This is a genomic window from Arthrobacter melezitosi (assembly GCF_054511055.1).
In genome coordinates, this window is sequence record NZ_JBTNDJ010000027.1 from 1 (window position 1) to 13,641 (window position 13,641).

Consider the following 13,641-nt stretch of genomic DNA (forward strand, 5'->3'; position numbering starts at 1 on the left):
GAGCCGCAGACGGAGTGGGGAGAAGCGAGCCGGGTGGTTGCCGCCCTCCCCCCCCCCCCCCGCCGTCGTGCTGTTCAGGCGGTACGCCGCAGGATCAGCTTTCGCCGCCGGCGTTGCCGGTGGTGCCGGCATTCACGTCGAGCAGCGAGTACTTCTCCAGGGCTTCGCGCGGCGCCTCAGCGTCGACCTCACCGCGGCGGGCCAGCATCTCCAGGGCCCGCACGACCACGGAGTGGCTGTCGATCTTGAAGAAGCGGCGTGCGGCGGCCCGGGTGTCCGAGAAGCCGAAGCCGTCGGCGCCGAGCGTGGCGAACTCGTTCGGCAGGAACTGCCGGATCTGGTCGGGCACTGCCTTCATGTAGTCGCTGACCGCGACGATCGGACCGGTTGCGCCCTCGAGCTGCTGGGTGACGAACGGCTTGCGCGGTTCGGCACCCGGGTTGAGGAACGCTTCCTCCTCGGCCGCGAGGCCGTCCCTGCGCAGTTCGTTCCACGAGGTGACCGACCACACGTCCGCTGAGACCCCCCAGTCGTCGGCGAGGATCCGCTGCGCCTCGAGCGCCCACGGCACCGAGACACCGGAGGCCAGGATCTGCGTGCGGGGACCATCGACCTTGGCCGGGGCCAGCAGGTAGATGCCCTTGAGCAGTCCTTCGACATCGAGCTCCTCGGGTTCGGCCGGGTGCAGGATTGGCTCGTTGTACACCGTCAGGTAGTACATGACGTTGCGCGAGGGATCCGATGCGGCGCCCTCGCCGTACATGCGCTCCAGGCCGGCGCGCATGATGTGGCCGATCTCGTACCCGTAGGCCGGGTCGTAGGTGACGACGGCCGGGTTGGTGGAGGCGAGCAGCGGCGAGTGCCCATCGGCGTGCTGCAGGCCCTCGCCCGTCAGCGTGGTGCGCCCGGCGGTGGCCCCGACGATGAACCCGCGGGCCATCTGGTCGGCTGCGGCCCAGATGGAGTCACCGGTGCGCTGGAAGCCGAACATCGAGTAGAACACGTAGACGGGGATCAGCGGCTCGCCGTGCGTGGCGTAGGCGGTGCCGGCGGCGGTGAAGGCCGCGACCGATCCGGCTTCGTTGATGCCCGCGTGGAGGATCTGGCCCTGGCTCGACTCCTTGTAGGCCAGGAAGAGCTCGCGGTCGACCGACAGGTAGTTCTGCCCCTTGGGGTTGTAGATCTTCGCCGTGGGGAAGAACGAGTCCATGCCGAAGGTCCGTGCCTCATCGGGGATGATGGGCACGATCCGGTTGCCGAACTCCTTGTCGCGCATGAGGTCCTTGAGCACCCGCACGAACGCCATGGTGGTGGCGGCCTGCTGCTTGCCGGTGCCGCGCTTGGCAACCTCGTACGCCTTTTCGCCCGGCAGGACGACGTCGGTGTGCTTGCTGCGCCGCTCGGGCACGAAGCCGCCGAGTTCCCTGCGGCGCTCGAGCATGTACTTGATCTCCGGCGCGTCGGGGCCCGGGTGGTAGTACGGCGGGTTGTAGAGGTCGTTGTCGATCTGCTCATCCGTGATCGGGATGCGCAGGTGGTCGCGGAACGCCTTGAGGTCCTCGAGGGTGAGCTTCTTCATCTGGTGGGTCGCGTTGCGGCCCTCGAAGTGCGGCCCCAGGCCGTAGCCCTTGACGGTCTTCGCGAGGATGACAGTGGGCTTGCCCTTGAACTCGGTGGCGGCCTTGTAGGCGGCGTACACCTTGCGGTAGTCGTGGCCGCCGCGCTTGAGCTTCCAGATCTCGTCGTCGCTCAGGTCCGCGACCATTTCCTTCGTCGCGGGCGACTTGCCGAAGAAGTGCTCCCGGACGAACCCGCCGGACTCGGCCTTGTAGGTCTGGTAGTCGCCGTCGGGGGTGCTGTTCATGATCTCCACGAGCGCCCCGTCGGTGTCCTTCTGCAGCAGCGAGTCCCACTCGCGGCCCCACACGACCTTGATGACATTCCAGCCGGCGCCGCGGAAGAACGCCTCGAGCTCCTGCATGATCTTGCCGTTGCCGCGTACCGGGCCGTCGAGGCGCTGCAGGTTGCAGTTGATGACGAAGTTCAGGTTGTCGAGGTTCTCGTTCGCGGCGAGCTGCAGGAGGCCGCGCGATTCCGGCTCGTCCATCTCACCGTCACCGAGGAAGGCCCAGACCTGCTGGTCCGAGGTGTCCTTGATCCCGCGGTTGTGCAGGTACCGGTTGGACTGTGCCTGGTAGATGGCGTTCATCGGCCCGATGCCCATCGAGACGGTGGGGAACTCCCAGAACTCCGGCATGAGGCGCGGGTGCGGGTAGGAGGACAGTGCGTGCCCCTCCTTGGACTTCTCCTGCCGGAACCCGTCGAGGTCCTCCTCGGTGAGCCTGCCCTCGAGGAACGCCCGGGCGTACATGCCGGGGGAGGCGTGGCCCTGGAAGAAGACCTGGTCGCCGCCACCGGGGTGGTCCTTGCCGCGGAAGAAGTGGTTGAACCCTACTTCGTAGAGGGTCGCGGCGCCGGCATAGGTGGAGATGTGCCCGCCGACTCCAATCTCCGGGCGCTGGGAGCGGTGCACCATGACGGCGGCGTTCCACCGCAGCCACGCGCGGTATTTGCGCTCGACCTCCTCATCACCGGGGAAGTCGGGCTCTTGGTCCGCCGGAATCGTGTTGACGTAGTCCGTGGTGGTCACCATGGGGACGCCGACGCTCTGGGCTCCCGCCCGCTGAAGCAGCGAACGCATGATGTACTGTGCGCGTTCCGTTCCCTGGGAACGGATCAGCTGGTCGAGGGACTCGATCCACTCCGCCGTCTCCTCAGGATCCGCATCCGGCTTGCCCACGGTCAGACCGCTGAGAATATCTGCCGTATCTTGTTCTGCAGCCACGCGAAAACCTCTCCACTTGTCGCCGATTATGTCCGCGACGCTTATGACTTTGTGCTTCGGATCGATTGCCCGAAAGCTTGTGCAGGTCCGGCCGGGGGCTTATTAACCGAGGCCGTCCACCGGTTCACTCTATCGCCGGTGCGGGCCGGATGCGTAGCCGCTCCTTCGCGCTGGGCGAAACCGCAGGCCGCAGGCCGGTCCGCGGGGGTGGGCCGCCCCGTACCGGCGGGCGGAGCCGTCTCCGCGGGAGTGGCGGACGGCACAAGGAAAGGTCATGCCAGCTTGAAGCGTGGCGTATAAAGGTGTTGGCTGGTAGTAATACAAGACTACCTTTGTGTGGATCTGTCATCTGGACGGTCCCGGCGTTCTTCAGGAGGAACTAAGTGAGCGAGGCCGAAGCCGCCACTGCAGTAAGTGTGGCGGGCAAGTTGGGTTTCAAGACCGGTGACCTTGTTCAGGAGCTCGGCTACGACGAGGACGTCGACTTCGACTTCCGCGACGAGCTCGAGGCCGACATCGGGTCGGAACTTCTGATGGAGGATGACCAGGACGTCGTGGACGGCGTCATCCTGTGGTGGCGGAACAACGACGGCGACCTCGTCGACGCCCTCGTCGATGCACTTGTTTCCCTCGGCGCCGGCGGCGTCATCTGGGTCCTCACCCCCAAGCCCGGACGCGAGGGCTATGTCGCCCCGTCCGAAATCCAGGAAGCCGCCCCGACCGCGGGGCTCCACGCGACGTCCTCCGCGGGTGTCTCGAAGGAGTGGGCCGCAACCCGCCTGGTAAGCCGGCGGAAGCAGTAGCGTGACGAGGCTCCCTGTTCCGGGTGAGCCCGCTCCGGAGGCCCGGCTGGTCAACCAGCACGGCGAGACGGTCCGCGTGAGCTCCCTTCGGGGGTCGCCGGCGGCGCTCGTCTTCTTCCCTTCGGCCTTCTCCAGCGTCTGCACGCAGGAACTCGCCGATCTGCAGGCCGGCCGGGACCGGTTCGCGGCCCACGGCGTGCGGATCCTCGGCCTGTCAACCGATTCCAAGTACACCCTCCGGGCCTACGCCGAGGCCGAGGGGCTTTCCTTCGATCTCCTCTCCGACTTCTGGCCCCACGGCGCCGCCGCCCGGGCCTTCGGGGTCTTCGACGAGCGGGCGGGCCACGCGCGCCGGTCCACCTTCTTCCTGGACGCCCGCGGCGTCGTCTCCTCCGTCGTCAGTTCCGGGCCGGGTGAGCCCCGCAGTGCAGGCGACTACGCCGCAGCGCTTGCCGCGCTGGCCGGCGCGGCATGAGCGCCCACCACGGGGACGCGGGCCCCGCAGGCACCGCCGCCCCGGGGAATCCCGCAGCGAACCCCCGCCTCGGCCTTACGGGCTTCGCCACCGACGGAGGGGCAGCCCCGGCCCCCCTGGATGACGAGTCGGTGGCCCGGCTCGGGGAAGCCATCCGGCTGCTCTCCGGGCGCCGGCTTGCGGTCCTGACCGGGGCCGGCCTCAGTACGGACTCAGGCATCCCCGACTACCGGGGGCCGTCCTCGCCGCCGCGCAACCCGATGACCTACCAGCAGTTCGTCGGGGACGAGGACCTCCGCCGGCGGTACTGGGCCCGCAACCATGTGGGCTGGCGCCACCTGCGCCACGCGGACCCCAACGCGGGCCACGCGGCCGTCGCCCGGCTCGAGCAGCGCGGCCTCCTGACCGGGCTCATCACCCAGAACGTCGACCGGCTGCACTCGACGGCCGGCAGCGTGAACGTGATCGACCTCCATGGCACCTACGACCGCGTGGTGTGCCTGAACTGCAGGACCCCCTTCCGGCGGGCGGACATCGCCATCCTGCTGGAGGAGCTCAACCCCGGCTACCTCGACCGCGAGGCCGACGCCGGGGACGTCGCCCCCGACGCCGATGCCGACGTCGACGACACCGCCGATTTCGTCGTCGCGCCGTGCCCGGAGTGCGGTGGGATGCTCAAGCCGGACTTCGTCTACTTCGGCGAGAACGTCCCCAAGGACCGGGTCGCCGAGGCCTACCGGCTCGTCGACGAGGCCGGAGCCCTCGTGGTGGCGGGATCCTCCCTGACCGTGATGAGCGGACTGCGCTTCGTCCGCCATGCACACAAGGCGGGGAAGCCGGTGGTCATCATCAACCGGGGCGCGACCCGCGGGGACGACCTGGCGACGCTGCTCATCGACGCCGGCGTCTCCGAGGCGCTGACCTACCTCGCGGACAGGCTGCCCCCGCTGGAGAACTGAGGGCGCACCGCCGGTGTGCGGGGGCCTGCGATTGGCGCGCGTGATCGGTCATCGGGTAGAGTAAGTCCTCGTGATGAGCGCTCCTCCGGGTCTTCCCGGCGCCGCCGCCCTCACGGATTCGGGTCTTTAGCTCAGCTGGTAGAGCGCCACGTTTACACCGTGGATGTCATCGGTTCGATCCCGGTAGGACCCACCGCCGAAAACCCCGCTGCTCGAAGGCCCTCGCCTCGAAGCAGCGGGGTTTTTCGTTTCCCGAGCTCCCGGCGCAGGCACGCGGAAGCTTCGACCCTGACGGAGCAACAGGTGGGGCATAATCGGTGCAGGTCTCAAACTCAGGGGAGCGCGTGGTGGGAAAAAGGAAACGCATACTCGCCGTTGCGGTAGCCGTGATGGCAGTGGCAGCAGTCATCCTGATCGGTTTCACCATCCTCCAGGGGCAGCGGGTGAGTGCGGAGAACCGTGCCGAGGCGTCCCCTCCCGTCCCAAGTCCGGCGCCGTCCACAGCGCCGCCTCCGCCCCGAACCACCGACCCCCTGTCCATCTGGTTCAGCGGCGATTCTCTGACCGTGGGATGGCACGCGACGACTGAGGCGGAGTCCTTCCGCAGCGTCGTGATCACTGATCTGGGTGATCGAGTGGGGGAGACGACGGTGACTGCGAGGGTGGGAGCCACACTTCAAGGAGTGGCCGACGAATTCAAGATTCCTGCGGGGGTGGACCTGGCCGTGGTGGCACTCGGCACCAACGACTTCGGCACCGACCCCGCACTCTTCGGAAAGCAGTACACCGCCTATCTGGGCCGCGTCGTTGAGGCCTCCCCGGATGCGCAACTGATCTGCCTCGGGGCGTGGCAGCCCGGATCCTCCCCTGGAACCAGCGCCCGTGATACTGCCGCCCGGGAGGCGTGCACCGGCCAAAACGGTACGTTCATTCCCCTCACCGGACTGTTCGCGGATGCCTCCCTCCGGGGACCTCAGGGAGCACCAACGTGGGTCGGAGGCGCGGACACCTTCCACCCGAACAGCGCAGGACACCGGAAGATCGCCGATCAGATCCTGGCCTCGATCCACTAGGCCCCCCCCGTAGAGGGTCCTGGGGATTCTGGGTAGGGGGTCCATGGACTTCTGGGTAGAGGGTCCTCGGAATTAGGGTAGAGCGTCGTGCCGATTAGGGTTGCGCGGTACGGATTGCCCCGCCCAGACTGTACCCACTGGGGATCCACCATCGAATCCAGGGGGCATTGGTGCTCGACTCTGTTTTTTTCACACGCCGCGGTCGTGCTGACGGCCGCAGGACTTTCCAACCCGGCTCAGGGCGCAGGGGTGGTCCGCGTCCGCACGGGCTGCTGAACCTGCGCGTCAAGGCATTGCTGACGGCGCTGCTGGTTGCGCTGGGCGCCCTGGTGGTGCCCGTTGCGGCATCGGGTGCCACGGGTGATGTTGGGGTCGAGGGTCCGTCGCATTCGGGGACGGGAACGCCGACGGGCACCAAGCGCGCCACGAGCAATTTGTGGTTCCATGACGGGAACTGGTGGGGGAACCTGTGGGACACCGCCAGCTCGGATTTCCATATCTTCCGGTTCAACCCCTCGACGAACGGGTGGGTCGATACGGGCGTGGCGACGGATACGCGGGCGAGCACCCATCATGACGTGCTGTGGGACGGGACGACCCTGTATGTGGCGAGCTATCGGTTCGTCAACGACGGCCTGCCGGCCGAGCCGAACTTCCCGACGACCATGAAGCGTTACAGCTACAACGCGACCAGCAAGACGTACACGCTGCTGAGTACCACCCAGATCAACAACTCCAAGGTCGAGGTCCTGACCATCGATAAGGACACCACCGGCCGGGTCTGGGCCACGTGGCAGCAGGGCAACCGGATCTACCTGAACGTCACCGGCACCGACGGCAAGACCTGGGGGACGCCTTTCGCGCATCCTGCGTCGCTGAGCAACGTGTCGGTGGACGACACCGCGGCTTTGGTGGCCTATGGACCCGGCAAGATGGGTCTCATGTGGAGCCGGCAGGTCGGGGACTCCACCGACGGGATGTACTTCAGCTTCCACAACGATGGAGAGTCGAACAGCTCCTGGTCGACGCCCGTGGCGGCGGTGAAGGGGCTGCGCAGCGGTGATGACCATATGAACCTGAAGTGGCTTGATTCCTCCGGTGGCCGGGTCTTCGCCGCGATCAAGACGTCGTATACGTCGTCGTCCCAGCCGCTGATCCAGTTGTTGGCCTTGAATAACTCGACGTCGACGTGGTCGGCGCACACCATCGCCACCGTGGCGGAGTGCCCGAACCGGGTGATCGTCCTGATCGACGAGAGCACGCAGAGGCTGCGCACATTCGCCACCTATCCCAAGCCCAGTGGCACGACCAACGCTGGTGCCTGCACCAGCTCCGGGGGTGCGATCTACGAGAAGTCCACGCCGCTCAGCAGCATCAGCTTCAGCACCTCGAAGACGCCACTGATCGTCGACGCCGACCAGTATGTGCACAACGTGACGTCGACAAAGCAGAACCTCAATTCATCACGCACGCCCAACAGCGGTCTGCTGCTGCTCGCCGATGTGAACGCCACGAGCCGGTACTGGCACCACTACGAAGCCGGCGGCGGTACCGGCGGTGGTGATACGACGCCTCCGACTGTGACGACTGTCTCGCCGACCGCTGGTGCGACTGGCGTGGCGGTGGGAACCAACGTGACGGGGACGTTCTCGGAGGCGATGACCGCCTCGACGATCACGCCGTCCACGTTCACGCTGACGACGGGGACGACCACCGTGCCGGCCGCCGTGACCTACAGCGGCAATGTGGCGACGTTGAACCCGAGTGCCGACCTGGCGGCGGGCACCACGTACACGGCGACGATCAAGGGCGGCACCAGCGGGGTCAAGGACGCCGCCGGTAACGCGCTGGCGTCGGACAGGACGTGGACCTTCACCACCGCGTCCGCGGGTACTGGTGATACGACGCCGCCGACGGTGACGGCTGTGTCGCCGAGCGTTGCGACCGGTGTGGCGGTGAGCGCGAACGCGACGGGGACGTTCTCGGAGGCGATGACCGCCTCGACGATCACGCCGTCCACGTTCACGCTGACGACGGGGACGACGACCGTGCCGGCCGCGGTGACCTACAACAGCACCGATCGGGTGGCGACGTTGAACCCGGGCGCGGACCTGGCGGCGGGCACCACGTACACGGCGACGATCAAGGGCGGCACCAGCGGGGTCAAGGACGCCGCCGGCAACGCGCTGGCATCGGACAGGACGTGGACCTTCACCACCGCCGCCGCGGGCGGGGGCACCCCGGGGACCGTGACGCTTACGGCCACCGCCGACAGCTACGTGGAGAGCGGGACGACGGGCACGAACTACGGCACCTCGGCCCTGTTGGGCGTGGACGCCAGCCCGGTGGAGGTCTCCTACCTGAAGTTCGACCTGTCGGCCTTCGCGGGCAGGACCCTGGAGAGTGCGACCCTGCAGCTGCGCAGTGCCGGCAGCGGGTCCACCGGCACCCAGAACGTGAAGCTGGTGGCCAGTGACAGCTGGACCGAGACCGGGATCACCTACAGCAATCGGCCGGCGCTCGGGACCAGCATCGGCACCCTGGGCCCGACCGCGGTCAACACCGACTACCGGGTTCCGCTGACCCTCAGCGCCCTGGCCGGTGAGCTCGGCCAGCAGCTGTCCCTGGGCATGGATTCCACCAGCAGCGACGGCCTGGACCTCAACTCCAGGGAGGCCGGCAGCACCGCCGCACCCAAGCTGGTGCTCACCTTCAGGTAGAGGCAGGCCGCGGCTGGTGCCAGCCTCCAGGTGCCGGGACGTCATCGATTTTGATGGGGTCCCGGCACTGCCTGAATGCGACGGCCGCATGCGTTAACGACAAACGCACCGGAAATATCCGGTGCGTTTGTCGTTTTCAGGCGTGCTGGGCGCTTTCGCGTGCGCTACTCGCCCGCGGCGAGCTGCCCGCAGGCCCCGTCGATCTCCTGGCCGCGCGTATCGCGCAGGGTCGTCGGGATTCCGGCGTCCCGCAGCCGGTTGATGAACTCCGCTGTGACGGCGGGCTCCGAGGCCGTCCAGATCGAGCCCGGGGTGGGGTTCAGCGGGATCGGGTTGACGTGCACCCAGCCCCGGCCGCGCTTGTTGAGCTTCTTCGCCAGCAGGTCCGCCCGCCACGCGTGGTCGTTCATGTCCTTGATCAGCGCGTACTCGATGCTCACCCGGCGGCCCGTCGTGGCGAAATAGTTGTACGCGGCGTCGAGGGCCTCGTCCACCTTCCACTTGGTGTTCACCGGGATCAGTTCGTTCCGCAGTTCGTCGTCGGGCGCGTGCAGGGACAGTGCGAAGGTGACGGGGACGTCCTCGGCCGCGAGCTTGTTGATCGCCGGCACCAGGCCGACCGTTGAGACGGTGATGTGCCGGGCCGACATGCCGAGGCCCTCGGGGGAGTCATCGACGAAGCGGCGGACCGCGGCCATGACGCGCTTGTAATTCGCCAGGGGCTCGCCCATGCCCATGAAAACGATATTTGTGACACGCTCGGCGTCGTGCCCGCCGTCGGTGCGGGTCCCGCCGAGCTCGCCCGCGGCGAGGACGCGGTTCGCCGCGACGACCTGGTCGACGATCTCGGCCGTCGACATGTTGCGCGTCAGCCCGGCCTGGCCGGTGGCGCAGAAGGGGCAGTTCATGCCGCACCCGGCCTGCGAGGAAACGCACAGGGTGACCCGCCCGGGGTAGCGCATCAGGACCGACTCGACGAGTGCGCCGTCGAAGAGGCGCCACAGGAACTTGATGGTGTCGCCGTTGTCGGTCTTGAGCTGCTTGACCTTCGTGAGCAGCGGCGGGAACATCGCCTCCGCCAGCTCGGCCCTGCCGGCCTTGGGCAGGTCGCTCATCAGCTCCGGGTCGGTGGTGTAGTGGGTGAAGTAGTGGGTCGAGAGCTGCTTGGCCCGGTACGCCGGGTGGCCCAGTTCCTTGAGCCGCTCCTGGCGTTCGGCGAGGGTGAGGTCCGCAAGGTGCACCGGCGGCTGCTTCACGCGCGGAGACTTGAACTGCAGGAGCGGACGCCCGTCGCTGCCGACCACCGGGGCGGCACCCTCCACCTCCGGGCGGACCTGCGGGCGGGTGGAACCGGAAGCTGGGGAAAGGGTCACGTCAGTCATCGCTTCCATTCTTTCATGACTGGCCGCCGCATGCCGCGGCCGTGCAGGCCCCTCCGGCATCGCCCCCAGTGGACCCGACGAAGGCTTGCGGGCAATTCCGCACGTGCGGCCGAATGTTACCAAGGCCATAGACCCTCGTGTGGCCTCCGGAGTAGGGCCGGTAATAGGCTGAGCTAAGTGATGGAGGCGAAGAAGCCCCACTCAGTGCAGGCGCAATGGACGCGCCCCGAAGCATCGGAGAGATAAATGAGTGCACAAATTGGAGTGACCGGGCTTGCCGTCATGGGAGCCAACCTCGCCCGCAACCTGGCCCGGAACGGCTACACCGTGGCCCTGCACAACCGATCCGTCGAGAAGACCGACGCACTGCTCGAGAATTACGGCGGCGAGGGTGACTTCATCCGCACCGAAACCCTCCACCAGCTCGTTGACTCCCTGGAGAAGCCGCGCCGGGTCCTGATCATGGTGAAGGCCGGAAAGCCGGTCGACTCGGTCATCGACCAGCTGGTGCCGCTGCTCGAGCCCGAGGACATCATCATCGACGCCGGCAACTCCCACTACGAGGACACCCGCCGGCGCGAAGCGGCGCTCGCCGAGAAGGGCCTGTTCTTCGTCGGCGTCGGCGTCTCCGGCGGCGAGGAGGGCGCCCTGCTGGGGCCCTCGATCATGCCCGGCGGCTCCCGCAAGTCCTACGAGTCCCTCGGCCCCATGCTCGAGAAGATCTCGGCGAAGTACAAGGGGGAACCGTGCTGTGCGTGGATCGGCACCGACGGCGCCGGGCACTTCGTCAAGATGGTGCATAACGGCATCGAGTACGCCGACATGCAGGTCATCGGCGAGGCCTACGACGTCCTCCGCTCCGCTGCCGGGATCGAACCGGCCGAGCAGGCCGACATCTTCACCGAGTGGAACAAGGGCACCCTCTCCTCGTTCCTCATTGAGATCACCGCCGAGGTCCTGCGCCACACCGATCCCCGAACCGGAAAACCCTTCGTTGACGTCCTCGTCGACTCCGCAGGCCAGAAGGGCACCGGCCGCTGGACCGTCGTCTCAGCGCTGGAACTCGGAAGCCCGACGACGGGCATCGCCGAGTCCGTGTTCGCCCGCGGCCTGTCCTCCCGGCGCGAGCAGCGCGAGCTGGCGCAGGAGACGCTGAAGGGCCACGAGGGAAGCGTGGAGCTGCCCGAGTCGTTCGTCGAGGACGTGCGCCTCGCCCTCTACGCCTCCAAGATCGTCAGCTATGCCCAGGGCATTGACATGCTCGATGCCGCCGCGAAGGAATACGGCTGGGAGCTGAAGCTCGATGAGATCGCCTCCCTCTGGCGTGCCGGCTGCATCATCCGCGCCGAACTGCTCGATGACGTCATGAAGGCCTACAGGGGCGCGGACCGTCCGGCCAACCTGCTGCTTGCGCCGGCCTTCACCGACGCAATCGCCGAGGCACTGCCCGCCTGGCGCCGCGTCGTCGCGACGGCGGCCCAGCTGGGCATTCCCGTGCCCGTCTTCTCCTCATCACTTGCCTACTACGACGGCCTGCGCCGCAAGCGCCTCCCCGCCGCCCTGACCCAGGGGCTGCGCGACCTGTTCGGTGCCCACACCTACAGCCGGGTCGACGCCGAAGGCACCTTCCACACCCAGTGGAGCGGGGACCGCTCCGAGATCGAAGCCGAGGACACCCACTAGTCCAGCGGGTTCGACCCAATGAGAAAGGCCCCGGGAAACCGGGGCCTTTCTCATTGGTGGTGGTCAGATATAGATGGCCGGGTCGACGTACTCGGCCGGATCCACCGCGGGGAGGGTCTCCCGGCGGGCGTCGCGGTGGCGGTACGTCGCGGGAATCCCGGTGATGATCGACTCCGGCGGGGTGCTCTTGACGACGACGGCGTTGGCCCCCACGGCGCTGCCGGCCCCGATGGTGATGGGTCCGAGGATCTTCGCCCCGGCGCCGATGGTGACGCCGTCGCCGATGGTGGGGTGGCGCTTCACCTTTTCCAGCGAACGGCCACCCAGGGTCACGCCCTGGTACATCATGACGTCGTCGCCGATCTCGGCGGTGCCGCCGATCACGACGCCCATGCCGTGGTCGATGAAGAAGCGGCGTCCGATGACCGCCGCCGGGTGGATTTCGATGCCCGTCGCCGCCCGGGCCAGCTGGGCCAGGAGGCGCGCCGGCAGGCGCAGCCCCGGCCGGGTCCACATGCGGTGCGTGAGCCGGTGCACCCAGATGGCGTGCAGCCCCGAGTACACAAGGGTGTTCTCCACGGCGCCGCGCGCCGCCGGGTCGTGGGTGCGGGCCGTCTCAAGGTCCTCGCGCAGTCTCCCAATAAAGCTCAAGGCTTCCTCCTCGTAGAGGGCGGGTCAGGCGCGGATGTCGTCGAAGAGCACCGTTGAGATGTACCGTTCGCCGTAGTCGCACACGACCGCCACGATGAGCTTACCGGCGTTTTCGGGCCGCTTGGCCAGCTCGAGGGCGGCCCAGACGATGGCCCCCGAGGAGATGCCGCCGAGGATCCCCTCCTTGGTGCCCAGGGCGCGGGCCACCCGCACCGAGTCCTCGACCGAGGCGTCGATGACCTCGTCGTAGATGTCGGTGTCCAGGATCTCGGGCACGAAGTTCGCCCCAAGGCCTTGGATCTTGTGCGGGCCCGGCGTCCCGCCGTTGAGGATGGGGGAGTCGGCCGGCTCGACGGCGACGATCTGAACGTCGGGCTTGCGCTTCTTGAGGATCTGGCCGACGCCGGTGACGGTGCCGCCGGTGCCGACGCCGGCGACGAAGATGTCGACGGCGCCGGCGGTGTCCTCCCAGACCTCCTCGGCCGTGGTGAGCCGGTGGATCTCCGGGTTGGCGGCGTTGGCGAACTGCTGGGCCCAGATGGCGTTCTCGGTGTTGGCGACGATCTCCTTGGCGCGGTCGACCGCTCCGCGCATTCCCTCGGACCCCGGGGTCAGGACGATCTCGGCGCCGTAGGCGCGGAGCATGACCCTGCGTTCGGTGGACATGGTCTCCGGCATGGTGAGGATGACCTTGTATCCGCGTGCCGCACCGACCATCGCGAGGGCGATGCCCGTGTTGCCGGACGTGCCCTCGACGATGGTGCCGCCCGGGCGCAGCGCGCCCGAGCGTTCGGCGGCGTCGACGATCGCTACGCCGATGCGGTCCTTGACGCTGTTCGTCGGGTTGTAGAACTCGAGCTTGACCACCACGTCGGCCCCGAGGCCCTCCGCCAGGTGGTTGAGGCGCACCAGCGGTGTGCCTCCGACCAGTTGGGTGACGTCGTCGTAAATCCTTGCCATCGGGTTAGCCTGCCTGATCTTGTCTGCCGGGGGGGGGGAGGGGGGAACCAGTTTTTCGCGGGAGGGGGGGGGGGGGGAGAGGGAGGGAGA

Annotated in this window: 10 protein-coding genes and 1 tRNA gene; 7 read left to right on the forward strand and 4 right to left on the reverse strand. The window is 67.7% G+C overall.

What is annotated here, in order from left to right:
- Positions 1–94: 94 nt before the first annotated feature.
- Complete coding sequence (gene aceE / locus ACX80W_RS16115) at positions 95–2,845, reverse strand: pyruvate dehydrogenase (acetyl-transferring), homodimeric type (protein ID WP_459285071.1); 2,751 nt, start codon at positions 2,843–2,845, stop codon at positions 95–97.
- Between the two features lie 383 nt (positions 2,846–3,228).
- Between aceE and ACX80W_RS16120 the strand changes: the two genes are divergently transcribed.
- From ACX80W_RS16120 to ACX80W_RS16145, 6 genes are all read left to right on the forward strand, one after another.
- On the forward strand, positions 3,229–3,648 hold the full coding sequence (locus tag ACX80W_RS16120) for a DUF3052 domain-containing protein (RefSeq protein ID WP_459285073.1): 420 nt from the start codon (positions 3,229–3,231) through the stop codon (positions 3,646–3,648).
- Position 3,649: 1 nt separating this feature from the next.
- Positions 3,650–4,123 (forward strand): redoxin domain-containing protein, encoded by a 474-nt coding sequence (locus ACX80W_RS16125; protein WP_459285075.1) that lies wholly within the window; start codon positions 3,650–3,652, stop codon positions 4,121–4,123.
- A complete protein-coding gene (locus ACX80W_RS16130) occupies positions 4,120–5,082 on the forward strand; it encodes an NAD-dependent protein deacetylase (protein ID WP_459285077.1) in 963 nt (320 codons plus the stop codon). Before ACX80W_RS16125 ends, ACX80W_RS16130 begins: the two co-directional genes overlap by 4 nt.
- 120 nt (positions 5,083–5,202) lie before the next feature.
- Positions 5,203–5,275: transfer RNA gene (locus tag ACX80W_RS16135), tRNA-Val, on the forward strand.
- A gap of 196 nt (positions 5,276–5,471) precedes the next feature.
- Positions 5,472–6,155, forward strand: coding sequence for an SGNH/GDSL hydrolase family protein (locus ACX80W_RS16140; RefSeq protein ID WP_459285079.1), 684 nt, complete (start codon positions 5,472–5,474; stop codon positions 6,153–6,155).
- A gap of 293 nt (positions 6,156–6,448) precedes the next feature.
- Complete coding sequence (locus tag ACX80W_RS16145) at positions 6,449–8,875, forward strand: Ig-like domain-containing protein (protein WP_459285081.1); 2,427 nt, start codon at positions 6,449–6,451, stop codon at positions 8,873–8,875.
- Positions 8,876–9,039: 164 nt separating this feature from the next.
- Here the strand turns inward: ACX80W_RS16145 and rlmN are convergent, their stop codons facing one another.
- Positions 9,040–10,257 carry a dual-specificity RNA methyltransferase RlmN gene (rlmN, locus tag ACX80W_RS16150; protein ID WP_459285082.1) on the reverse strand — a complete coding sequence of 406 codons (1,218 nt, stop codon included), beginning with the start codon at positions 10,255–10,257 and terminating at the stop codon, positions 9,040–9,042.
- A gap of 246 nt (positions 10,258–10,503) precedes the next feature.
- Here rlmN and gnd point away from each other — a divergent pair, with 246 nt between their 5' ends.
- A complete protein-coding gene (gene gnd, locus ACX80W_RS16155) occupies positions 10,504–11,940 on the forward strand; it encodes an NADP-dependent phosphogluconate dehydrogenase (protein ID WP_459285084.1) in 1,437 nt (478 codons plus the stop codon).
- Between the two features lie 63 nt (positions 11,941–12,003).
- Here gnd and epsC read toward each other — a convergent pair whose 3' ends face one another.
- Positions 12,004–12,591: a serine O-acetyltransferase EpsC gene (gene epsC, locus ACX80W_RS16160; RefSeq protein WP_459285086.1), complete on the reverse strand. Its 588-nt coding sequence runs from the start codon at positions 12,589–12,591 to the stop codon at positions 12,004–12,006.
- A gap of 24 nt (positions 12,592–12,615) precedes the next feature.
- Positions 12,616–13,551: a cysteine synthase A gene (gene cysK, locus ACX80W_RS16165; protein ID WP_459285088.1), complete on the reverse strand. Its 936-nt coding sequence runs from the start codon at positions 13,549–13,551 to the stop codon at positions 12,616–12,618.
- Between the last annotated feature and the right edge of the window lie 90 nt (positions 13,552–13,641).

Coding starts and splice junctions, on each gene's coding strand:
- ACX80W_RS16130 (WP_459285077.1), top strand. CDS start 4,120: ATGAGCGCCCACCACGGGGACGCGGGCCCCGCAGGCACCGCCGCCCCG.
- rlmN (WP_459285082.1), bottom strand. CDS start 10,257: ATGACTGACGTGACCCTTTCCCCAGCTTCCGGTTCCACCCGCCCGCAG.
- ACX80W_RS16140 (WP_459285079.1), top strand. CDS start 5,472: ATGGCAGTGGCAGCAGTCATCCTGATCGGTTTCACCATCCTCCAGGGG.
- cysK (WP_459285088.1), bottom strand. CDS start 13,551: ATGGCAAGGATTTACGACGACGTCACCCAACTGGTCGGAGGCACACCG.
- gnd (WP_459285084.1), top strand. CDS start 10,504: ATGAGTGCACAAATTGGAGTGACCGGGCTTGCCGTCATGGGAGCCAAC.